At 34.6% G+C, this 22,849-nt stretch carries 26 protein-coding genes and 1 pseudogene; 1 reads left to right on the top strand and 26 read right to left on the bottom strand.

Annotation, left to right across the window (positions count from 1 at the left end):
- Positions 1 to 57: 57 nt before the first annotated feature.
- The 9 genes from J7604_RS23405 to J7604_RS23365 all read right to left on the bottom strand — a co-directional run bounded on the left by J7604_RS23405 (position 58) and on the right by J7604_RS23365 (position 6,717).
- The gene (locus J7604_RS23405) at positions 58 to 624 is read right to left on the bottom strand and encodes a Crp/Fnr family transcriptional regulator (RefSeq protein WP_293901758.1); all 567 of its coding nucleotides are present in this window, start codon (positions 622 to 624) and stop codon (positions 58 to 60) included.
- 105 nt (positions 625 to 729) lie between these two features.
- The gene (locus tag J7604_RS23400; RefSeq protein ID WP_293901755.1) at positions 730 to 1,104 is read right to left on the bottom strand and encodes a hypothetical protein; all 375 of its coding nucleotides are present in this window, start codon (positions 1,102 to 1,104) and stop codon (positions 730 to 732) included.
- 32 nt (positions 1,105 to 1,136) lie between these two features.
- Positions 1,137 to 1,415 (bottom strand): hypothetical protein, encoded by a 279-nt coding sequence (locus J7604_RS23395; RefSeq protein WP_293901752.1) that lies wholly within the window; start codon positions 1,413 to 1,415, stop codon positions 1,137 to 1,139.
- An 86-nt stretch (positions 1,416 to 1,501) separates the two neighbouring features.
- Complete coding sequence (locus J7604_RS23390) at positions 1,502 to 2,767, bottom strand: acetyl-CoA hydrolase/transferase C-terminal domain-containing protein (protein WP_293901749.1); 1,266 nt, start codon at positions 2,765 to 2,767, stop codon at positions 1,502 to 1,504.
- Between the two features lie 306 nt (positions 2,768 to 3,073).
- A complete protein-coding gene (locus J7604_RS23385; protein WP_293901746.1) occupies positions 3,074 to 3,823 on the bottom strand; it encodes an NYN domain-containing protein in 750 nt (249 codons plus the stop codon).
- 343 nt (positions 3,824 to 4,166) lie between these two features.
- Entirely contained in the window at positions 4,167 to 4,913 is a 747-nt protein-coding gene (locus J7604_RS23380) for a hypothetical protein (protein WP_293901743.1), read from the bottom strand.
- Positions 4,914 to 5,028: 115 nt separating this feature from the next.
- Entirely contained in the window at positions 5,029 to 5,418 is a 390-nt protein-coding gene (locus J7604_RS23375) for a DUF1398 family protein (RefSeq protein WP_293901740.1), read from the bottom strand.
- Positions 5,419 to 5,550: 132 nt separating this feature from the next.
- On the bottom strand, positions 5,551 to 6,315 hold the full coding sequence (locus J7604_RS23370) for a helix-turn-helix domain-containing protein (protein ID WP_293901737.1): 765 nt from the start codon (positions 6,313 to 6,315) through the stop codon (positions 5,551 to 5,553).
- A 66-nt stretch (positions 6,316 to 6,381) separates the two neighbouring features.
- Positions 6,382 to 6,717 carry a tautomerase family protein gene (locus tag J7604_RS23365; RefSeq protein ID WP_293901734.1) on the bottom strand — a complete coding sequence of 112 codons (336 nt, stop codon included), beginning with the start codon at positions 6,715 to 6,717 and terminating at the stop codon, positions 6,382 to 6,384.
- 74 nt (positions 6,718 to 6,791) lie between these two features.
- Here J7604_RS23365 and J7604_RS23360 point away from each other — a divergent pair, with 74 nt between their 5' ends.
- Positions 6,792 to 7,094 (top strand): hypothetical protein, encoded by a 303-nt coding sequence (locus J7604_RS23360; protein ID WP_293901731.1) that lies wholly within the window; start codon positions 6,792 to 6,794, stop codon positions 7,092 to 7,094.
- A gap of 82 nt (positions 7,095 to 7,176) precedes the next feature.
- Here J7604_RS23360 and J7604_RS23355 read toward each other — a convergent pair whose 3' ends face one another.
- The 17 genes and pseudogenes from J7604_RS23355 to J7604_RS23280 form a co-directional block, all read right to left on the bottom strand.
- The gene (locus J7604_RS23355; RefSeq protein WP_293901782.1) at positions 7,177 to 7,398 is read right to left on the bottom strand and encodes a T9SS type A sorting domain-containing protein; all 222 of its coding nucleotides are present in this window, start codon (positions 7,396 to 7,398) and stop codon (positions 7,177 to 7,179) included.
- A 117-nt stretch (positions 7,399 to 7,515) separates the two neighbouring features.
- Positions 7,516 to 8,580 (bottom strand): chemotaxis response regulator protein-glutamate methylesterase, encoded by a 1,065-nt coding sequence (locus tag J7604_RS23350; protein WP_293901728.1) that lies wholly within the window; start codon positions 8,578 to 8,580, stop codon positions 7,516 to 7,518.
- Positions 8,581 to 8,598: 18 nt separating this feature from the next.
- A complete protein-coding gene (locus J7604_RS23345) occupies positions 8,599 to 9,069 on the bottom strand; it encodes a chemotaxis protein CheD (protein ID WP_293901725.1) in 471 nt (156 codons plus the stop codon).
- The gene (locus J7604_RS23340) at positions 9,066 to 9,287 is read right to left on the bottom strand and encodes a hypothetical protein (RefSeq protein ID WP_293901723.1); all 222 of its coding nucleotides are present in this window, start codon (positions 9,285 to 9,287) and stop codon (positions 9,066 to 9,068) included. The genes J7604_RS23345 and J7604_RS23340 overlap by 4 nt, the downstream gene beginning before the upstream one ends.
- A 32-nt stretch (positions 9,288 to 9,319) precedes the next feature.
- Complete coding sequence (locus J7604_RS23335; RefSeq protein ID WP_293901720.1) at positions 9,320 to 10,153, bottom strand: CheR family methyltransferase; 834 nt, start codon at positions 10,151 to 10,153, stop codon at positions 9,320 to 9,322.
- Positions 10,154 to 10,350: 197 nt separating this feature from the next.
- Positions 10,351 to 10,848 (bottom strand): chemotaxis protein CheW, encoded by a 498-nt coding sequence (locus tag J7604_RS23330; protein WP_028980186.1) that lies wholly within the window; start codon positions 10,846 to 10,848, stop codon positions 10,351 to 10,353.
- Positions 10,845 to 12,914, bottom strand: a complete 2,070-nt coding sequence (locus J7604_RS23325) for a chemotaxis protein CheA (RefSeq protein WP_293901715.1) — start codon at positions 12,912 to 12,914, stop codon at positions 10,845 to 10,847. Before J7604_RS23325 ends, J7604_RS23330 begins: the two co-directional genes overlap by 4 nt.
- Positions 12,914 to 13,270 (bottom strand): response regulator, encoded by a 357-nt coding sequence (locus J7604_RS23320; RefSeq protein WP_293901713.1) that lies wholly within the window; start codon positions 13,268 to 13,270, stop codon positions 12,914 to 12,916. The genes J7604_RS23325 and J7604_RS23320 overlap by 1 nt, the downstream gene beginning before the upstream one ends.
- Positions 13,271 to 13,291: 21 nt before the next feature.
- Complete coding sequence (locus J7604_RS23315; RefSeq protein WP_293901710.1) at positions 13,292 to 13,597, bottom strand: hypothetical protein; 306 nt, start codon at positions 13,595 to 13,597, stop codon at positions 13,292 to 13,294.
- A 135-nt stretch (positions 13,598 to 13,732) separates the two neighbouring features.
- On the bottom strand, positions 13,733 to 14,887 hold the full coding sequence (locus J7604_RS23310; protein WP_293901707.1) for a carbohydrate porin: 1,155 nt from the start codon (positions 14,885 to 14,887) through the stop codon (positions 13,733 to 13,735).
- A 72-nt stretch (positions 14,888 to 14,959) separates the two neighbouring features.
- Positions 14,960 to 16,615 carry a methyl-accepting chemotaxis protein gene (locus J7604_RS23305; RefSeq protein WP_293901704.1) on the bottom strand — a complete coding sequence of 552 codons (1,656 nt, stop codon included), beginning with the start codon at positions 16,613 to 16,615 and terminating at the stop codon, positions 14,960 to 14,962.
- A gap of 299 nt (positions 16,616 to 16,914) precedes the next feature.
- Positions 16,915 to 17,028: pseudogene (locus J7604_RS27105) on the bottom strand (chemotaxis protein CheW); the annotation flags it as partial.
- Positions 17,029 to 17,292: 264 nt separating this feature from the next.
- Positions 17,293 to 17,658: a response regulator gene (locus J7604_RS23300; protein ID WP_293901701.1), complete on the bottom strand. Its 366-nt coding sequence runs from the start codon at positions 17,656 to 17,658 to the stop codon at positions 17,293 to 17,295.
- A gap of 56 nt (positions 17,659 to 17,714) precedes the next feature.
- Positions 17,715 to 18,035, bottom strand: a complete 321-nt coding sequence (locus tag J7604_RS23295; RefSeq protein WP_293901698.1) for a hypothetical protein — start codon at positions 18,033 to 18,035, stop codon at positions 17,715 to 17,717.
- Between the two features lie 14 nt (positions 18,036 to 18,049).
- Positions 18,050 to 18,769 carry a hypothetical protein gene (locus J7604_RS23290; protein ID WP_293901695.1) on the bottom strand — a complete coding sequence of 240 codons (720 nt, stop codon included), beginning with the start codon at positions 18,767 to 18,769 and terminating at the stop codon, positions 18,050 to 18,052.
- 40 nt (positions 18,770 to 18,809) lie between these two features.
- Entirely contained in the window at positions 18,810 to 20,666 is a 1,857-nt protein-coding gene (locus tag J7604_RS23285) for a GAF domain-containing protein (protein WP_293901692.1), read from the bottom strand.
- Between the two features lie 383 nt (positions 20,667 to 21,049).
- Complete coding sequence (locus J7604_RS23280) at positions 21,050 to 22,645, bottom strand: arylsulfatase (RefSeq protein WP_293901689.1); 1,596 nt, start codon at positions 22,643 to 22,645, stop codon at positions 21,050 to 21,052.
- Between the last annotated feature and the right edge of the window lie 204 nt (positions 22,646 to 22,849).

Raw genomic sequence — 22,849 nt, 5'->3', positions numbered from 1 at the left:
ACTTTTTTCTTTAAAGTTAAAAATAGCCCGGGAAACAAATCTTGGTATATACCAAGATCAGAATTTTACGCGATTATAAAGTTTGCTGAAATTGGTAGGATTGATACCCAAGTACGATGCGATGTATTTATGAGGGACTAACTGAAGCAAATGAGGGCTTCTCTGACAAAAGGTCTTATAGCGTTCTTCAATACTCATGCTGTGCAACTCTATATGACGGTTGATCATTCCAGCCAAGATAGCCTCAGTCATTTTTCTGAAGAGGCGCTCTATCTGATGGGATTGTTCAAACAATTGTTGCAGTTCATCATAGGTAAGATATTCCAGTTCGCTGTCTGTTAGACAAGTCAGAAAATACTTTGAAGGTATTTGAAACGAAAAAGATTCTGGTATTGCGCAGAGATTGGGTGGGTATGTGAAAGCTATGACGTGAGATTTATTAGGAGTGTCGAAATAAGACATCTGAATACCGGTTTTTACAAAATATAATTCCTTTTGTATTAGTCCAGGAACCGTTAATAGATCTCCTTTTCGGAATATCTTGGTTTTAAGATTTTGAGTTAGCAACTCGTAGTCAGCAAGGCTGACGTTGTGAAAAAGTTTAAAGTATTCTAGTCGTTGCATAAAATCATATTTGATAATCTATCTGTTCTACTCTTTCTCAGGAGTACTTTGTCCTGGTTGAAAATATTAGATTAAAATGGAGATAAGAAAGTGTGCATATTTTGCTTAATCCCAGTCTATCTGACTCTTTTCCCCAACTTCCTTTATTCTGTTTTTAATGTTAATATCATTTCCTGAATATCTTATACATATAATTTCTTGAGCAGCCATTGCATTGATCATCTGGTTAAGCTCATTAGGTGAATCGGGTTGTTTTTTTACGAAACACTGATCGTGAGTCATATTCCCTTTTTCATCTATTCCTCCAAATAATTCAGGTGCTTCAGCATGAGGTACTCCGCATAAAGTACAACATCCATCTACTATATAAAATGCGCCGGATACATTTTCTTTTACTGCTTTGTATTTTCTTTCAGGCTTTATTCTGTAATAAGTAAAAAGCCTCTGTATATATGATTGTAAACGACTTATGAGAAACATCTTATCGGATTTTAGAGTATTTATATTTTGATTTAGAAGGTTCCTTTAATTTTTTTGACTGATAAAATAAATCCGCAAATAGCACCTATTATCATGGTGAATATAAAATTGAATATTGAAGGAAATGGGTGGAATCCTTCACTTGAAGGCAAGTTGTAAAAAAAATCAAATATCTTATTGGTTTCATGATTGTGGTAATAACAAGGGTCAGGTATTAGAATTTTATCAAGAATAAAATAGTTAAAGACAAAAGCCAATACCATTCCTGCCATGGTTGAAAGACAAACTATTGCTATTTGTTTTGGTGTCATTGAAATTTCAATTGTGTTAATTTAAGAATCTCTCTTTGGTTTCGTTCTTGGGTTTGTAAGGCTTTATAGATGTGCACAACATATGATTATTTGAATCTCTCATAGAATTTCCTTTCAAGTGATTCTCTGTGATCAGGGTGGGCGATACTGGTTAATAATTTTGCCCTTTCTTTCATTGATTTTCCAAAAAGATCAACTACACCGTATTCTGTTGCAATATAGTGTACGTTAGCTCTTGTGGATACAACGCCAGCTCCGGTTTTAAGGTAGGGGACTATTTTACTTTCTCCGTTAGAGGTTACTGATGGCAAGGCAATGATAGGTTTTCCTCCTTCCGAATAGGACGCACCTCTTATGAAATCAATTTGACCTCCTACGCCTGAATAATGCTTTGTGCCTATGGAATCCGCACAAACTTGCCCTGTTAAGTCAATTTCTATAGCGCTATTGATTGCAGATACTTTTTTGTTTTTTCTTATATTGGCCACATCATTAGTGTAACTCACTTCCTTCATTTTGATCACAGGATTGTTATCCATAAAATCGTAGGTCCTTCTGCAGCCTATAGCAAAAGTAGCCACCACTTTTCCCCTGTCAATAATTTTATCTTCTCCGGTAACTACTCCTTTTTCTATTAAAGGTATCAAGCCATCAGAGAACATCTCTGAATGTACTCCAAGTCTTTTATGATTGGTAAGGGACGCCAGAACTGCATTAGGGATGTTACCAATACCCATTTGAAGAGTAGCTCCGTCTTCAATAAGTGATGCTACATGATATCCTATTTTTTTATCAATTACAGTAGAAGGACAGATTTTGGCTTCATAAATCGGAGATTCATGTTCTATCAATGAATTAAAGTTACTGAAATGTATTAGGCCATCACCAAATGTTCGTGGCATATTTGGGTTAATCTGAGCTATCACAGTTTCAGCTGTTTCTATAACTGCTTTTGTGGTGTCTACAGAAAGTCCAAGGGAGCAATATCCAAATCTGTCCGGTGGAGATACCTGTATAAGTGCTACGTTTACTGGTAAGAGTCTTCTCCTGAATAGGATAGGGATTTCGCTAAGAAAAATAGGAATGTAATCTGCTCTTCCACTTTGCGTTGCTTCCCTTACGTTGGCTCCGACAAAAAGGGACTTTAGATGGAAGCTATCCTGATATTCTGGTTTAACATAATCCGCTTGTCCTTCAGTATGCATGTGAATTATTTCAACATTCTTCAGCTCTTCAGCTCTTTTCACCATTGCATCTATTAATATCTTAGGTGCAGCTGCAACGCTGTGAATAAAAACACGGTCATTGCTTTTAAGTATTTTTATTGCTTCATCAGCTGTCGTATAATTCATCTTTCAGAAAGTTAGGCTTCTTATTACAATTATTAAATTTTATGTAAAGATGTTTATTTCTCTTTTAAACGCCAATCAGGATCATATTAGGCTGAGCATCATTTTAACACTTTCATCGTAGAGTATATTTAGGATTGTATTTAAATCTTATGGAGATTTGTTGGGGAGGGATGAAATTGCTTTGCTCGATTTTTCTGTTGTTTATAAAATAGATTAAGTCAAGCAATTAGAACATTATAAATCTATAGTAGTATTCTTGGCTCTATCTAATTTGTTTTTGAGTGGCCAGATGAAGGTAATAAGAATTTAACTTTCTTTGAGCTTAAGATAGATATGTCTTATGTTGTTAACTCCGGTATCTCTTTCGTCAATATGAAATTTATTTATATTTTTTATTAAAGGTAATAGCTTCGGAAAGCCATAGTTCCTTGGGTCGAAATCCGGTTTCTTTTTAATTATAAAATTACCTAAGTTGGCCAGAAAAGTCCAGCCGCTTTCATCTGCCAGATCATTAACACTTTCTATAATCATTTTTATAGTTTCTGCATCAACTTTACTTAGAGGTTCACCTTTTGATTTAGGTTTTGAAGCCTTTTGGGTAATATTGTATGTGTCTTGTTTGGAACTTTTTAGGATTTCTAAATATATAAACTTATCGCATGCGGATATAAAAGGTTGGGGTGTTTTCTTCTCTCCAAATCCAATAACGGTCATTCCTGCCTCCCTGAGCCTTGTTGCTAATCTTGTAAAATCACTATCACTTGAGACAATGCAAAATCCGTTGACTTTTCCTGAATATAAAATATCCATTGCATCTATTATTAGAGCGCTGTCACTTGAATTTTTTCCTGTTGTATAGCTGTATTGTTGAACAGGCGTTATAGCATTTTCTAAAAGGACATTTTTCCAGCCGGATATTGTTGGTTTGGTCCAGTCTGCATAAATTCTTTTAATAGTTGGTGTTCCATACTTGGAAATCTCTTCCAACATTTCCTTTACATTTGCATACGGAACGTTGTCTGCATCGATTAATACTGCAAGTTTATCTTCTGTCATGTTAAAATTATTTTAATAGCAGTGATGCTGAATGAATTTCCTTCTAAGGTTCTATTGGAAATTAGGGTATGCATCTTTTGCTTATGCTAAAGTATTCATTCGTAAAGTATTATCCAAAGAAGCAGGTAGGAGCATTATAGTTAAAAGCCTCTAGCAACCCGATTTGTTTTTTCTAAGTGATATAAGAGCGAATTATTGGAAAAATAGATTTTAATTAAATGTATTGAAGTTAAGGTAGGGATATGATATCCTGGATATAAATAGGTATATTGAGATATTTAATTTATTCAATTTGTCCGCTACTCAGAAGTTCTATTGCAGATTACTTTAAGATGGTTAAGGTTTAGTAATACCTTAAATTTAAACCAGCCATTAAATAATATTGATTAAACCTACCATAATAGTTCTGATAAGTAAAACCCAAAGATGGGCATATCCTGAAGCTTCCTCTATTTCTTACCTGTTTGCTTCCGATCTCATAATCACAAGTGATTTTGAATTCTTTTCGGAAAGAAGTTCTGTCCCCATCAGCTGACCTATAGACGACTTCTGTATATAGCCGTTCCCTTAAAAACCTTGATTGGGCTCCCAAAGTGTATTCAAAAAACGTCTGTTTCACAATATCTAAATGGGAAAAGCCCATCCCTCCGTTTAACATTAGGGGATAGATTGGAATATTAAGTTTTATTATCTGCCAGTCAAGGGTGCTTAAATATCCGGTATTATCATTAATACTTTGTTGTCTGAATTCTGAAGAGAAGGCTCCCCAATTAGCTCTGATCTGAGGGGTTAGAAGTATAGCATTATACTTTCCATAATAACCGCCTTGAAGGAAACCTTCCATGGAAACGACTTCAGGATGTTCATCTCTGGTAGATAAGACATATGTTTGTAGGTTATAGATACCTATTCCAACTAGTCTGAATCCCTCCAGTAAAAGCCATTCTGAAGTTCCGTCGATAGATCCGGAGCTTGAATAACGTTCTTTCCTCTGGACTTCCCCTAATTCTTTAATGATTTTCCCTACTTGTCCAAAAGTGTTGGACGAGATCATAAAGGCTAAAATAAAAGCTATAAATATTTTATTCATCCTTATAAAAATTTCATAACGGACTGTTTACCTGTTATTAATTTTAGATAAAAATAAATAAAAAGTGCGGCAGTTAAAACGCCGCACTCAAAATTCTTTATCAACCATAATGAACTTAATTAGGAATTTCTTCAATCAATACTTCTTTTCCATTTTTGTCGAAATATGTACATTTCATTTTATCCATACAAACTACCCATTTTTCAATGCCCAGTTTTGAACACATGGAAATAAATGTAGGATAATCTGTTTTTCCATTTTGATGAGCTTTAAGAGCTGCTTTAAACTCTTCAGCTTCATACTTGTCTTTAATTACTAATGGCTCATATCGCGCAAGTGAGGAGGCTTTATAGCTACTAGCACCATAATAATCGGTATGTCCGTCTGTTACATACGTTTCATAAAAAGTAACACCCAGATTTTTGATTTCTCTAATATAGGAAGGGAAGTCTACACCTGATTTTACTTTGCTGTGTGCTGCTTTGATTTCTTCAATTGTAAACATCTTTTTAATTTTTTTTATTTAAATGATTTTGAGAATGATACAAATTCATAATGCTTTATAATCAGCAGAATGAATACAATGCAAAGGTGTCTTTAAAAAGATAGCTGTAATTGTAAAAAAACGTTTTTTTCTTTAGATGAAACGTTTAAAGTTTTCAGGTGTATCGCCAGTGAATTGTTTGAAATCTTTTATGAAATGCGCCTGATCAAAGAAGTTATTTTCGTAACAAATTTCGGTTAAAGACTTACTGCTGTTGAGGTTGATAAGTACAGAGTTAAAGCGAATAATTGAAGCAAATTTTTTTGGTGTAGTGCCTACTATTTTTCTAAAGCGTTTCTCGAATGGACTTTGACTAATGTTAAGCTTTTCGTTAAGTTCTTTGATGCGGATTGAGCCTTTACTTTGATAGATAAGCTTTATAGCTTCAATTATGAGTTTGTCTGTCTGTATGTCTTTTAACTGAGATAGAAAAAATAATTCAACAATATTTATTCGTTGATGGTCTGTTGTGGCAAAGGAAAGTTTTTCTTCAACCTCTTTGACTCTATGTTTATCAAAAATGTCTTCAAGAGCAATGCTTAGATTAAATAACTCATTTGCATGATTAGAAGAGAAATGAGTGAATCCTACTTCAGTAAAGTAAACTAATATGGTTCCTATGTTTGCTGAATTTCTGAAGATTTTATAACTGTCGGAAATACCTGTTATTCCTGAAGATGTCAGTTTGCTTTCAGTATTGTTATGAATGGTTGAAAGTTGTCCTTTGTATTGAAATCCGATGACAAGTCCTGAAGAAGGAAAAACTTTATATTCGTTTTCGACAATGCTTTCTGACACTACAAAATGTTTGATGTAGGGTTTTAGTTTATCAGAAGGAAGATGCTTGTCGAACTTCATTTATACTAAAATAGTCAAATGTTGAGGAATAACAAAAAGTCGGGAAGTTCTACACTAGCCTTTAAATTATATGTTGATATTAAATCCTATATTAATATCAGATGCAATTTGTCCACCTCTAAGTCCCCAATTCTCTAGTGGTTGCTCATTAAGAACTATAAATACAGAGTCTTTGTCAATTGATAGTTTTTTGTTTAGTTCTTGAACTATGTTTTGAAAAAGTACTTTTTTCGTTTCTATTGTTCGTCCTTTGAAAAGTGTTATCTGAATAAAGATTTCATATGGCTTTTTGGAATAAAATAAATCCGGATCAAATTCAATTACTCTTAAATTTTTGTCTTCGTCTGGTATTTCCAATGTCTGTACCAGCACTGAATGAGTAGATTCAATTAATTGGCGCAAAAAATATAGATACAGATACTTATTTAAAGCCTGCAGGAGACAAGTCTTCGATGCGTATTGATTCGAATAGTTTATTGAAGTTTTATATTAAATTTACTATACATTCAGATCCTGCAAAATCTTTGAAAATAGTCAGAGGAGAGGCTTCAAAAGGAAGCAGGCTGTTCCTTTATTCAAGAACAAGCAGAAGGGGAGAAATAAGAATTATTCCTAATAATATTAAATTAAAATTTAAGAAGCTTTCCGAAGGTTTTTTTGAAGTAACAGTTGATGGAAAGCTTGCACCGGGAGAATACTTTTTTATGCCTGTTACTGAGTTAGGACTGCCTTGTCCTGCATCTCAGATTCAAATGATTTCTTGTTTTGGGATTGATTAAGGATAGTTTGTAGATGTGATTCTGATAGCATTAATCGTCCGGAGTCAAGATGCCCCGTGCTCCAAACATCCTCTCTTTGATTTTAATAAACCACAACTTTCTTTATTTCCGACAAGCCAGACACTGACATAATCTTTACTAGGTAAGTTCCTGCTTCAGTGAATTCGATATTTTTTTCACTATATGCACCAACTGTTTCTTCTATTAGCACACGTCCGGTTATATCCATAATCATATAAGTTGCATCAGAACTATTTTGGTTTCTGAAAGTGCTGATTTTGTTATGAGCTGGATTAGGGTATATAGCAAGTTGTGTTTCTACTGATTTAGATGTCCTCCCTTTAAATTTTAGTTGGACATGATAGCTTATAATACCTTACTGAACATTAAATATTCTTATAACAAAATTCTTCATGACATTCTATAACGTTAGCTTTAATATTTGAGAAGCAATAAGCTCAAGTGAAAGTACTTTATCCGCGGCATCTAATTTTATAGCTTCTTTAGGCATTCCAAACACCACACTGCTTTTCTCATCCTGAGCAATGGTTTTTGCCCCTGCTTGTTTCATTTCCAATAACCCTTTTGCACCGTCATCACCCATTCCTGTAAGTAATACTCCGATACTGTTAGCGCCAGCGTAACGGGCAGTAGATCTGAACAGCACATCTACCGCAGGTTTGTGTCTATTTACCAATGGGCCATCTTTCACTTCTACATAATATCTTGCCCCACTTCTTTTAAGCAACATATGTTTGTTCCCTGGGGCAATTAATGCTCTTCCCCTTAAAACACTATCCCCATTCTCCGCTTCTTTCACTGTGATCCTGCAAAGCTCGTTGAGTCTTAAGGCAAATGATTTGGTAAACAATTCGGGCATATGTTGCACAATGACAATACCCGGAGCATCCAGGGGCATCGCTTCGAGCAGCACACGGATCGCTTCAGTTCCGCCAGTAGAAGCACCGACAGCAACTACCTTCTCCGTTGTCTTGATCATACTGGTAGGACTGAAAGAACTAATCATGGCATCCGCAGATAATTTTGGCGCCACCTTCTCGAACTGGGTTTTACGTCCTGGTTTTGATAGTGAAGCCGCTTTAATAATATCGATGATCCTCATTTTTGAATCTTCCCACGACTCGTCAGATTCCAATTTGGGTTTTGTAATTACTTCTACAGCTCCATATTCTAATGCCTTTATCGCTGTCTCTGTACCTTTATCTGTAAGACTGGAAATAATCACTACAGGAATCGGATGCTGAGACATAATTTTTCTCAAGAATGTCAGCCCATCCATTTTGGGCATTTCAACATCGAGCGTAATCACATCAGGGACTTCATGCTGTATTTTCGTTGCCGCAAAATAAGGATCAGAAGCCGTGGCCATCACCTCGATGGTAGAATCAGAATTCAGAATTTCTGTTAACATTTTCCTCACCACCGCAGAATCATCAACAATCAAAACTTTTATTTTATTTTTCACGGGTTACAATTTAAAAGGTCAGACAATATCATCAGACTTAACAAATTTCATATGAACTTCACCCGTATGAGTATAGAATTTCAACTTACGGGCTAAACCTCCTCCTAAATGACTTGCTACAATTGGTATCTGCATCTGTTTCAACATTACTTTAGCAAGTTTACAGTTCCGCTGCCCGATATTGAGAACATTGGCAGTGGTAGACTTTCCTAAACCACCAAAAATTTTAGCTTGCAGATCTTTCTTTTGGCTGCCAAGACAAATCATTTTTTCCTGCAGCTTTTCAATCGCAATATTTCCATATTTAGGGGAAGGTAATCCTTCGCCGTTCCATAATGGAAGCATATAATGATTGATACCTCCTATTTTAAGTACCGGATCATAAAGACAAACTGCCACGCACGTTCCTAAGACAGTAATTACTTCATGAGGACGATTATCTGCAAATAACGCAGATGGATAAAGGTAATATGTTAAAATTTTATTCATTCACATCCCTGTTGAAACTTTCCCCCATTAGTGAATGGATTAATGATCTCGTTGCGAATATTAGAAAGAAGATTGCTCTTCATAGTTTCCGGCTGCTCCAGCTTCTTATCCAATTGCTGAATTTGCCCCGTAAGATCATTCATCTCCTTTAAGGAGGGCTGTTTTTCTGACAATCTCAATTGCAATTCCTGAATTAATTCTTCATCGCATAATTTCATATTCACTACTTGATCAGTTAAAAACAATACTCTTAAATTCTTCTGAATATGGTAGGTTTAATCTGTTGCAGAGGTACATTCATATCCGTAATAGATTCAGAATGTCCCAAAAAGAAAATACCTCCTTTATTAAGCTTATCGCATAAACGGTTGATGACTTTTTCCTGAGTCTCTTTATCAAAATAAATCAAAACATTCCTGCAAAAGATAATATCAAAATTAAACGGAACATTATATGAATGATCCATGAAATTCAATCTTTGGAGGTAAAGCTTCTGCCTCAATTGCGGAATTATTCTATATGTTTTGTTCTTATCGTCTTTTCCTCTTAGAAAATATTTCCTTTTTAATACCATAGGAATCACACTGGTTCTTTCTTCCGAATAGATAGCCATAGCTGCCTTCTTAAGTATCTCTGTGGAAAGGTCAGTTCCAAAGATGGAAAAATTAAAAGGTTGATTTTCTGCAAATTCACTCGCAACCATAGCGATGGTGTAGGGTTCCTCTCCGCTAGAACAACCTGCACTCCAAATCCGTAATGGACGTCCGGCATCTCGACCCTTAGTCATCTCAGGAAAGCAATGATTGCTAAGAAAATCGAAATGAATTGACTCTCTGAAGAAATCGGTTTTATTGGTAGTCACTACATCGATCATTTGAATCAGTTCCGTCCTTTGTCCTTCGGGACTGAAAACAAAATCACAGTATTCCTTAAATGAATATAAATTAAGGGCGTTCAATCGTTTTTGAAGCCGGCATTCAAGCAATGTTTTTTTTGACGGTGGCATTTTAATTCCATAATCCGAATAAATCATAGAGCTCATTTTTCTGAACTCTTCATTAGACATTTTTATTACTGAAACCATAATCTTATTAATTTTTAGAATAACACAGCAGATAAGAAATTTTGGTATTTATAAAACCAAACAACCATAGTGGATAAAATCACTTAATTGATTAGAGGAATTATCTCCCATGTAAAAAATAACTCCGGACATCCCAGTCAAATAAAGGAATTCGAAAATCAATTTTTCATAGTTGTATAATTTCAAAGGTTTAAAAATTAAATAATGGTTTCAGATGTGTTTTCTTTCATCTGATGAAGTTCATTGATAGAAAAAACTTCATCAATATTAAGGACCATGATGAAATGTTCATCGTTCTTTATCATACCTTGAATAAACTCAGCTTTATATTTACTTCCTAATGCAGGAGATGGCAGTATTTTTTCTGATGAAAGCTCAAGTACTTCCTGAACCGAATCCACCAATGCTCCAATGGTGATCTGTTCATTCTCCATCATGATAGAAAGAACTATGATGCAGGAATCGATTGTAAAATCAGTTTTAGCCAGTCCAAATTTTATGCGTGTATCAATTACAGGCAATACATTACCTCTAAGGTTAATTACTCCTGTCATAAAGTCTGGAGATTTAGGAACTTTTGTTACCGTGGGTATTTCCAATATTTCATGTACCCTTTCGACAGTTACAGCAAAAGTTTCGTTTTCCAACTTAAATGATAAGTAAGAATTACTTACATTCAGATTTTCTATGCTCATTGTAAAACTTCGTTATTTATTTGATTAAATATATATTCCTTAATGATTCTGTTGGGATCGACAACAAGAGCAACCTCTCCATTTCCTAAGATCGTCGCTCCTGAAATAACGTCCACATTTTTGTACAACCTTCCAAGTGGTTTTAATACTGCCTGATATTCTCCAATAATAGTATCGACCGATAAAGCTACCCGTCTATCGTCCTGCTTCACTACCACCACCTGATGTAGTTGAGGACAATTTTCCTTTATATCAAATTCATCTCTCAGATATATAAAAGGCACCTGCTCTCCGTCCAGAATTATAAGGTCATTGATCTTATTTACAAATTCTTCATGCTTTGCTTCAAAACATTTATCCACATTACCTAATGGTATTACAAAATGTGTAGCATTGATTTTAACAAGCATTCCGTCAATGATTGAAAGCGTAAGAGGAAGCTTAATATTAATGGTAGTTCCTTCGTTGATTACGGACTCTACTTCCACTTCACCCCTTATTTCAGTAATCTGTCTTTTCACTACATCCATTCCTACTCCACGACCAGAAACCTCGGTCACTTTCTCCGCTGTAGAAAATCCCGGAAGAAAAATAAGATCGAAGATCTGACGCCGATCCAGATTCTGATCTGCGGTGATCAATCCTTTGCTGATGGCCTTTTGTCTGATCACTTCCGGATCAATTCCTTTTCCATCATCACGGATCTGAATAATCACACTATTCCCGGAATAAAATGCTTTTAATAAGATTTTTCCTTGGGCAGGTTTTCCCTTCTTTACTCGTTCTTCTCCCGATTCAATTCCATGATCCAGTGAATTCCGGAAGATGTGCATCAGAGGATCTGCCAGGTTTTCAATAATATTCTTGTCCAGTTCTGTATCTGTACCTTCAGAAACAAACACAACGTCCTTATTCAATTGAGTTGATAGATCTCTCACCAATCGTTGAAATCGCACCAATAAGTTTTCTATAGGAATAAGACAAATACTAAAAGTATTATCTCTTAGTTGACGGGTGATTTTTTCAATATTTTCTGAAATACTTATTAGTTCAGAGGAAGCAATCTGATCTGAAACAAGATTTAACCTGGCCTGAGTAGTGACAAGCTCACTTACAAGACTCATCAATTCATCCAGCTTTTCAGAAGCCACTCTGATACTTGAAATCGAATTGTCTTTAGAGGTAACTATAGATTTCTCGTTGGCTTTTTCTATCTTACTTCTTACTTCCTCCATTCTATTTTTAGAAGAAGAATTATTTACCAATCCACTAAACTTTGAAATCTTTTCATCAATGCTTAAAGAAATATCTCGGGCAATAGCAGTAAAACTATCCTGATCCAGCAAGTTTGTTTCTGAAATCTTTCTTATCTCAAGCTCGCAGTCTTCTTCCACGAACATGAAAACGTCCCGGATGCTGTTTTCAGTTATATTTCCTGAAACATAAATTTCCCAGTGTATATATATATCTGCAGGATCGAGTTTTTTAAAATCAGGTAAGCGCTCGATATTGGAAACTGTATAAGTTGCGCCAAGCTGAGACAGATCATCGAGAAGGAATAATACATTAGCCCCTTTTCTCACCAAACCCTTTTCAGGAACAAATTTCAGCCAGTAAGTGGGAGTATCCGAAACTTTATCCTCAATTGTATGATCGGAAGAATGGCTTTTTATGCTTCCCTCAACAGAAGCTCCGTTCAGAACCTCAATGAGACCATGGATCAGGTTTTCATGATTAATTTTATGGACTGGGTTTTCCAACTCTACATCTGCAAGCAGCACCCGCAGATGATCGACAGAAGCAAATGTTATGTTAAGGACATTATCTGTTACAGACATTTTACCTTCCCTAATATAATCATAGAGCGTTTCAAAGTGATGTGTAAAATCTCCGATCCGATAAAAGCCGAACATTGTGCTGTTACCTTTCAACGTATGCATGATACGGAAGATCTGCTCTATGATCGAACTATCAGAGGGATTATTGTGCAATAAAAGGGAAACTCTTTCCAGATCATTTATGAGTGTGGTGGCTTCCTCAAAGAAAACTGCTTTAAATCTGTCCATTATCTAATAACTTTTTCAATGGTGGAAATTAATTTTTCAGGAACGAATGGTTTTACAATCCATCCTGTTGCTCCCGCTGCTTTAGCTTCATCCTTTTTTGCTGCCTGAGACTCTATAGTAGGGAATAAGATCGGCACATACTGGTAATCGCTTTTTCCGCGGATCTTTTTGATTAAAGCAATATCGTCCTTTTTAGGCATGTGAAGATCTTTGATGACAAGATGAATCTCCTTCCCATCCAGAAACTTCATTGCGTCTTCTCTTACCAGCACATTATATCCCGCATTTATCAAAGTAAAAGAAACTACTTCTCTTACGCTTTCCGAATCATCAGCTATTAGAATCGTCTTTTTCATATATTATTTACCTGCTTTATATTAGTTAGTTAGCAAATCAGCATTACGAAGTAATTGATTCATTTCTTCGCTCAACTCTTTTTTGAGGTTGACTTCTTTATCATTATTCCGGAGATAAATCATGAATGAGATAAGTACTTGTAAGCACATAATATCTATTCGTGCTATATCCATAAGAAGAATATTGTAAGTCTTATGTACCTTTTTTATTTCTTTCAATTCTTTGAAAAAAATTTCCGAATGTTTAATGCTAAGGTCCCCGCTAACTAAAATATCAATGGTCTCTTTATTGTCAGATATCTTTTTTTGAATATTAAATTTTTCCATATTAGTTAGGTTAAAAAAAATCTAAATATTTTTCGGCATTAATTGCGCCACTGATCTTCGTATTACTAGATGTTTCGAAGATCTTAACAAATACAGCTCTTTCTTCATTATATTATTAAGAGCAACTTGTATACTTTAATAAACAAGGGATACCCTTAAAATACCTACAAGAGAATTTTTAAATGCAGGATTTGCACCAGGATTAATTATATATTGTAAGTCTGGCTGAACTATAAAGTTATTCCCAAACTTTGCCTTATAATTCAACTCAATTAAACTTCTGCTTTGAGTATAGCTGATAGGATAAGCTTGATGAAGATAATTATTTATAGATGAATATACGAATCCCAGACTAAGTATATCATTAGAACGGGCAGGAAGTATACCGGTATATATCAACCCCGTGCTTAAGTAAAAATCTACTAAATTGATTTTCCCTGGACTAGAGCCTGATTGTAAAAATGCAGTAACTCCCTGGTTATCGGCAGAATTTTCAGCAATGATTAGTCTGTCCATAGTGACATAAATCCCATAACTTCCATTCACAGAATTTGAGGAATCGGAAACATCTCTGAAATCTCCATTATGATAATATCCTCCAATTTTATAATTTCCTTTTACTACCGAATCCTTAATTTCTTTCATCTGAATTTCAAATGTTGAGAATAATCTCTTTTTAGCATCAATTTGCCACTTAAGGTTATTAAGATTATCCTGAAACTTTAAGGGAGATCCATCGAACACCGCTGCCTGGAATGCAAGCTTTTCAGAATGCTTCCATTTAGCATATAAAGATGGTGTGGCATATGGATAGATAGATAAAGGTACATTCAATGCTATACTAGGATACATTCCGAAGGAGGTATTTAGAAAATTGCCGGCCGTAGCATTTACTGCGAAGGTTGAATTCATGTCGAATTGACCAAAAAGCACCGAAAATTTGCCTATATCCTGTCTGTACCAAAATTCAAACAGACTTATCCGGTTTGTTGCTTCTATTCTTGATACAGGCTGTATATCTCCCACATAACGAGCCGATGGATTTCCACCGTGAGCATTGATGGCATGCAGGAACAATTTTCCTCCTTTAAACCATCCGGCTTTTTCAGTTGACAATCCCAAAGATAGATCTATTTTACCCACATAGCTGTGGCCGCTTTTTCTTCCACCTTGCATATTGCTTATCAAATCACCTGTGATTTCAGTCCTGAAAGTAAAAGGAGAAGAATTTTGCGCATTACCTTTTAAGCTTGCCATGGCAAGGCTTAAAATAATTAAACATTTTTTCATCGGGTAAAATTTAAAGGGCAGGAAAGCAGATATTGAATGATTATTCAGGCTATTCAATATCTGCTATATTATTTAAAACTTTGTAAAATCTGCGTCGGAAACCGAACCATTATCAAGTTTTATAGCTACGCCATTTATAGATTTTCCAGTTTGACCTGTAGATGCTTGTTTGGAAAAGCTCTTCTTTTTTGCATATCCATTATCCCCTGAATTGTATTTTTTACCTTTGTCATGTCCGAGATTAAAGAATGAAATGGTTTCTTCTAAAGAAGCTGCTTGGGCTTCCAGTTCTTCAGCGCTAGCCGCCATCTCTTCAGCGGTAGCAGCATTATTCTGTATAACCCTGTTGAGTTGCTGAATAGAACTATTTACTTGCTCAGCTCCGGAATTCTGCTCATTGCTGGATGCAGTAATCTCTTGAATTAACCTTGAAGTTTTCTGGATATCGGGAACGATCAGCTCAAGTATTTTTCCGGACTTTTCAGCAATTGTTACACTGGTTTTTGAAAGAGCATCTATTTCGATGGCAGCCTGCTGACTTCTTTCAGCTAGTTTTCGTACTTCTGCAGCTACAACTGCAAATCCTTTACCATGCTCACCAGCTCTTGCCGCTTCCACAGCTGCATTAAGAGCCAGCAAATTCGTTTGTCTTGCAATTTCACCTATAATTGAAATTTTCTGAGCAATTTCTTTCATTGACATCACTGTCATGCTAACTGATTTGCCTCCTTCACTTACATCCTCTGTTGCCTTAAGGGAAATTTTTTCTGTCTCCTGTGCATTCTGAGTGCTTTGCTGAATGTTACTGGTCATCTGTTCCATAGAAGTTGAAACTTCTTCTGCAGAAGCGGCTTGTTCAGTAGCTCCTTCAGAAAGCTGCTGAGAAGAAGAACTCATTTGTTTGCTGGCAGAACTAATGCTTTCGGCAGCCGTGCTGATAAATGTTAGTGTTTCATTTAATTTATTAACCATTTCCTGCAGGTGCTTAAGCATTTCCCCAACTTCGTCTTTTTTGTTTGTATCTATCTTCAAAGAAAGATCACCTTCTGCAACTGATTTGATCGCTTCATTCGCAATTTTTAAAGAGCTAGATATTGAAAGTACAATCCAGATTGCTACTCCCAGGCATATAATAAATCCTAGTGTTGCACCTATCAATGAAGTAGATATTGAAGTGGCTGCAGTTTCATCTGATTCCTGTGTTCTTTTATCCATCAACCCTTTTTCGATTTTAACAATTTCCTCAAGTTTAACCCGTAGCTGATCCATAGTTTGTTTGCCTGATTTTTTATTTATCAATACCATCAGATCGTCCATACTCGCAGTTCCTTCATTAATTTTTCTTCTGGCACTGATTTCAACATTACCGGTCTTTTCATGCCATTGAGCCTCGAGATTATCAACCGCTTCAAACCTTGCCACTTGTTCAGGATTATCATTGACAAGCTGCTTTACTTCGTTAAGCACTGTTTTAAATCTTTTCTTTCCTTCATTGTATGGTTCCAAATATTCTTCCTCACCTGTGAGCAAAAAGCCTCGCTCTCCTGTTTCCATATCGATTAATAATTTTCCTAACGAATTTGCTCTTTCGATAACTTCGTGAGTATGATCTACCCATTTTGAAGTTGCTATAAGGGAATTGATGCTATTATAAGAAACTGTAGCCAGGGCGATGATCATGATCAACACTAGACCGTTTCCAATAAAAAGTTGATGACGTATTTTCATAGATAATCAGGGTTAATAGTTATATATAAGTGGTTTATTTAAGAATTTAGAATTATAAGTATCAAGAATTCAAAGCATGGTATTTTCCTGTAAAATAGAGAGCTATTCGGATGAAAATGGCTTGTTGATATCCATCTTTAGATAAAGCTTTCATTTGGATTATACATCCCTGAAATGAATTCTGGCTTCTATTTACTTCCTATGTGAGTACTAATTGTTTATTTACTTAGAATAATTAGCAAATCGAATCGGTCAAGGCTATCATAATTTTTTTTGACCATTTAGCTCAAGATTCAAGATCATTTTATACAGCTAATTATTGTGTCAGCCACAGCACCAAGGCCCAATTTTATTCTTGTATTAGCTATGGGAAGAGCATCACCTCTTAAGTTAATAATGCCTAACAGATAATCAGGTGATTTTGGTTTGCTAGCTTAAATGAGAGGTAAGAATGAGTCGTTAAATTTTCATCGTTCATAAAATTGATTTGTACTAAGTAAATTTAAATCGATTGTAAGTATTACGAACGATCAATGGACTTTCAGGGTATGCATATTTTTTTAAGAGATCCTCTATAATGATTTATCTTTCTTACTATTATACAGAAGTAAAGCTACAAGTTCCAGTTCGGTGATTAAACCTGTTGCCTCATCAAAAATATAGCTTGAATTTTTCAATTATCTTATTACCCTCTGTATCGTTTCTATAAGTTTCTCGGGCACAAAAGGCTTAACAATCCAACCTGTAGCACCAGCAGCTTTTGCCTCTTCTTTCTTAGAAGATAGTGATTCTGTGGTTAGGAAGAGGATAGGGATAAATTTATATTCAGGTTTCGATCTTATTTCTTTTATAAGTGCTATACCATCCATCTTTGGCATGTGTAGATCCGTCAATACCAGATGAATTTCCGTGCCATTCAGATACTTCAATGCGTCTTCACCATCAACTCCTATAAGCACTTCATATCCTGCATTAATCAATGTGTAACTTACAACTTCCCTTACGCTCTCGGAATCATCCGCTATAAGAATCGTCTTTTTCATGATTTGATAATATTATAATTTCTTTTGTTTGTCTTTGTCTGTATGAAATCTATAGCTTATTTATTTTTTAGATATAGAATATCTAAAAGACCAGCCCAGTTTAAAATCTTTATCAACTCATCATTGAATTGATCTGCTATGTATATCTCTTTTCTCCTTTTTTGTAAGAGCTTAATGTAAGAATATAGGATCTGAAATCCGGCAGGATCAATATTATTTACTTCTGAATATGATATAGTATATTTTTTGTATGAATCTTTAATTTTGTGTAGTTCACTATATAGCTTTTGGATGTGCTTTAGTGAAACATCTCTTTTAATTTGTATGTCAATATTAGAGTTATCTTTTGTAAAGGTCTTTATTTCTATCTTCTCCATTTTTATACTTCTTCTTAAAAAAACTCAATATTGTTTTCTTGATTATTTTCAAATTGATTGTCCTGGCAATTATTTATTTCTCTTTCAAATGTCTGGTTGAAAACGTCTCTCTCGCTTTGCATTGTGTAGACATTTATTAATTTTAGCACAACTCCTTTTACGTCTTTTTTTCTTTTGAAATTATATTTCAGAGATAGTTGAGAAATTAAATCATGCCTCTCGATAATGTCCATGATCAAAGTATTGGTCAGTTGATTGTGTTCTAAATTTTTTGATACGTTAACTGAAGTGGCCTCTATCTGATGTGCTTCTAATTTTTGTAAATTCTTTTGTATGTTGTCTATTATCAATTTATATTCATCTAAAATCAACTTCAATTGGGCTATATTAAGTGAAGTTATTTCTGGAATGACGCTGCTAAAGACTATGCCACCATTACCAGTGGTTCTTTGTTTAAGCTCCTTAAGCAACATATCATCAATTGTTTCGATGTGCTCAAGTTTCTGTCTCATAATATCTTGATATTGCAAGTCTTTTATGATGCAGCTTATAACGGTTTGATCAACAACTACTGTTTTGTCTGAAATATTAGGTAATGGAATATTTTTAATCAGACTTCCTATTAAGAGAAAATATTCAGAGGAACATTTTTGAAGTTTTAGTATTTGTATTTTGTTACCATCAAGTAACTCTATAATAATCTTAATTATATTGCCCTCTTCAAGTTCTAGCATATTCAGTATTTGTAAGGAGATTGTACTAGTATATGATTAATCAGAAAAGCTCCACGGCTATACTCTGGATGAAGACTGTAAAGTAGAATTTGCCTTCAATAACAGTCTTTGATAAAGTGATTAAAACAGGAATTTCACCAGATGTTTTGCTTTTGACCGAGATTTCAGTTCTTATGCTTATAGGTTTTTTGAAGTTGTTTTTTTCAATATAAAATGCAGAATAGTCTCCGCTATTCTCATCTAAATAGAGATTGATTAATTGATTGATGTTTATTCCTAATACTTCATTTCGTCCATATCCGAATATTTCTTCAGAAGCCTTATTGAAGAATTCGATTGTTCCTTTTTTGTCAAATGTTATCACAGCATCAACACAACCTTCTAGGATTCCTTCATTTTTAAGTTTTTCAATTTCTATTTCCTTAATCTGTTGCTTCATCTCTTCTTTTGCTTCTTCCAGTTTGTCGCTTAAGGAAGATTTTACAGCTTCCAATTCTTTCATGCTTCTCAAAAGAGTTTCCTCTTTTGACATTAGTTCTTCTGCTTGCTTTATAAGTTCTCCTTCCTGAAGTTTCATTTCCTTAGTCATTTCTCTTGATTCTCCAAGTAGTTTAAGAGTCTGTTCATTTGTTTTTACAGAGGATATTGTTGTAGCAATGCTGGTTGCTATTTTCTCTAGAAAGTCTATTTCATACTTTTCAAGATTTCTGAAAAAGGCAAATTCCATAATACCTAATATATCTGTGTTAGTACATAATGGCATAATCAATACACTGGAGGGGAGAGCCTCACCGAGCCCTGAAGTTATCCGGATAAAATTTTCCGGAATATCAGTTAGATAAACATATTCTCGTTCCATTGCTGCCTGACCTATAAGGCCTTCACCCATCTCTATTTCTTTGTCTTCATATTTCATTCTATCCCATGCATAAGACGAAATTAGTTTTAGGAAATATTTTTCACCTTCTTCATATTTAAGGTAAATGGTGCCTTGATTAGCATTGATATATTTTATTAGAGCTACAAGCAGCTTATCGGATAGTGATTTTTCATTACTTTCATTTCTTAATATTTCTGAAAATTTTGCCAATCCTTCATTAGCCCAGTTTCTCCTCTTTTCTTCTGCATTTACTTTTTGAAGTTTGTCACACATACCAAGTAAAGCAATTCCTATTTTATCATTATCACCAAGTCTATTATAATGTACTTGATAGTTACCATCTCCGATGCTTTCTGCAAAGGATGCTAGATTTGCCTGATTATCAATGATAGTATTTATCGTTACATGGATGTTTTTAAACTCATTAGGTACAATCGTTTCAATTTTACTTATATCCCCCTTCGCGAGTTTATCTAATGTATTAGTGATTTTATTAATTTCTTTTTTTATTCCTCTTGTATATGTTATCTGTGAAATACTAATAATTAAAAGGATTGTGATTACATAAAGTACAAAAAGTATGTTTTCTAATAATTGGATTTGTGAGTAAGCTTCTAGCAGCTGGCTTGATAGGATGTTAAACTTTGATTTTAATTCTTCAATGTTTTCTATGTCGGATAGAAGAATGTTATTGTCTTTTGAAGATGATATTGTATTCTTTATGTCTTGATTAAGACTTTTTATTTCAGATATAGTGTTTAATAAATTTTCATTTATAAAAAATCTAGTGAGCCTAATTGCATCTGTTGTTTCTGTAAATTCTTTATCAATGTCGGAGAAATGATTTCTAATGGTATTTGTTGGATAATCTAAAATGATTTGTTCCTTTTCTGATACAGATAGGAGTCTATTTATTTTTTCTCCGGTCTCCTTGGAGAACTTTTGAGTACAGTATAAAATTAAACACGCAGATATAAGCAGGGTTAATGTAAATCCTTGTTTTTTGCCGAAGCTCATCTCTTACTTTCTTATTGGTTATTTCTTTCTTTTATTAATTTACTTTTACGCCGAAAGAAATCTGAGGTTATATGAAAAAGTCCTAGTTTAAGATGAACTTTATCATTTATAGGGATGAGTTCATTCCTTTAAAGTAGTTTTTATAAAAAATAAATTTTATTGTGTTAAAGTGATGAATAAAGTAAATATAAATCTTTAGATAAATGCAATATTTGTATTTTTTGAAAGTTTAATTTTAAGAAGAATTATGTGATTAGGTTTGGTCACCAGCAGATCAATTACAAGTTTCAAAATAGTGTTTACCTGTTGTTCGCTCTTATAAAGGATTGGTATGATTCTTTGAATAACTTATTATCTATTGTTTATGGCCTTCTTGGGAGATGTCATTTTATTGTAGACCAGTCAATCACTCCTATTTTGGAGCACCATTTATCATGAGCAGCTATTAGTTGTTGTACTTTGTCTGGATAATTATTTACTAAATTCCTGGTCTCAGATCTGTCAGATTGCAAATCGTAGAGTTGCCATTCATTTTGTTCAAGCTCGTAAACTAGTTTCCAGTTTTTTACTCTTATAGCCTTGTTTCCTTCATGTTCCCAGTATAATGTATCATTTCCTGACTTAGCTCCCTTGAAGATATTTATCATACTCTTGCCTTCCGGTTGTTTCAGGTGGTTGCCATTGAATGTCTGTGGGTATTTTGCTTTGGCCAATTCTAAACATGTAGGTAAGATATTAATGATATGACCTGTTGAATGATTAATTTGTCCTGGTTTAATTACTCCTGGGAAATAAGCTATAAATGGAGTTGATATACCTCCTTCATGCATGTTCTTTTTAAACATGGAAAATGGTGTATTGCTTGCATTACCCCAATTTTTTTGATAACTGTCAATGTAGTCACCTGTTCCAGGAGTTCCGTTTCTCTGAATTACAAGATTGTCTTTTTGTACTTCGTCTCCGCTGCCTCCATTATCTGATAAGAAAATAATCAACGTATTTTTATCTTCACCCGTCTTCTTAAGTTTTTGAAGGATTTCTCCAATTCCCTTGTCCATCCTATAGATCATTGCAGCATATATGGACATTCGTAAGTCCCATAAATTTTTATCATTTTCATGGATATTATTCCATTGGGGAACTTTGTAATACCGTGAAGAAAGTTTTGTCTCCTTGTCGAAAATCTTTTCTTTGATTTGTTTTTTAAATCTATGTTCTCTAATAGAATCCCAACCAATTAAGTATTTGCCTCTAAATAATCGGATATCTTCTTCAAGAGCCTGTATTGGCCAGTGAGGAGCCGTGTACGTGAGATATAAGAAGAAAGGATTTTTGTTATTCTTTTGTTCTTCAATTGCACTTAAAACAAAGTCTGTAATATTTTGTGTGAGGTAATAGTTGGTATCTCTGTTTATCACCCGACCATTTTGCATAAAGGTGACAGTTCTTCCATCATTATACAATGGTCCGTTTTTGAAATAACTGCTTCCGTTATTCAACATACAGAATGACTTGTCAAAGCCTCTGTTGGGTGCAAGGGCAGATGGTGATGTTCCTACATGCCATTTCCCTGAGGTGATAGTATGATAACCTGCCTGTTTCAATAATTGAGCTATTGTAACACAACTATCACTTAGAAAGCCCTGATAAGCGTAAGACCCTTTGTTTTGAAGCATATCACCGATTCCTGCTTGATGAGGGTAAAGTCCGGTAAGTATAGATGCACGAGATGGACAACAACGACCAGCGTTGTAAAAGTTAGTCAGACGTAATCCTTCATAGGCTAGCTTATCCAGATTGGGAGTTGGAATTTCAGAACCATAGCATCCAAGATCCGAAAACCCCATATCATCTGCCAGAATGATAATTATGTTAGGTCTGCTATCTTTCCTTGCTTCAGGATCTATTTTTTCAGGGAATTTAACAGCTGTACAAAACAATAGCAATAATAATGACACCAATCGAGAACTCGTACTCATAATTAATTATACTTTCAAAAGTCTTAATCTTCAAATCTAAAATAATGTGAGTACTCCACGGATTGATTCAAAAAAATAATTTTTATTATGCCATGGAATCTTGTGAACGAGAGAAGATGCTGTTGGCTCGAGAATATTCAATGATGAAATTTCTTATGTAATTCGATCTGAATTTAGATGCCTTTTTATTTTCAGGAAATAGAT

The sequence above is a fragment of the Sporocytophaga sp. genome, assembly GCF_017745095.1.
In the GTDB taxonomy this organism is placed as follows: Bacteria; Bacteroidota; Bacteroidia; order Cytophagales; family Cytophagaceae; genus Sporocytophaga.
This window is presented reverse-complemented; position numbering and strand designations above follow the sequence as displayed.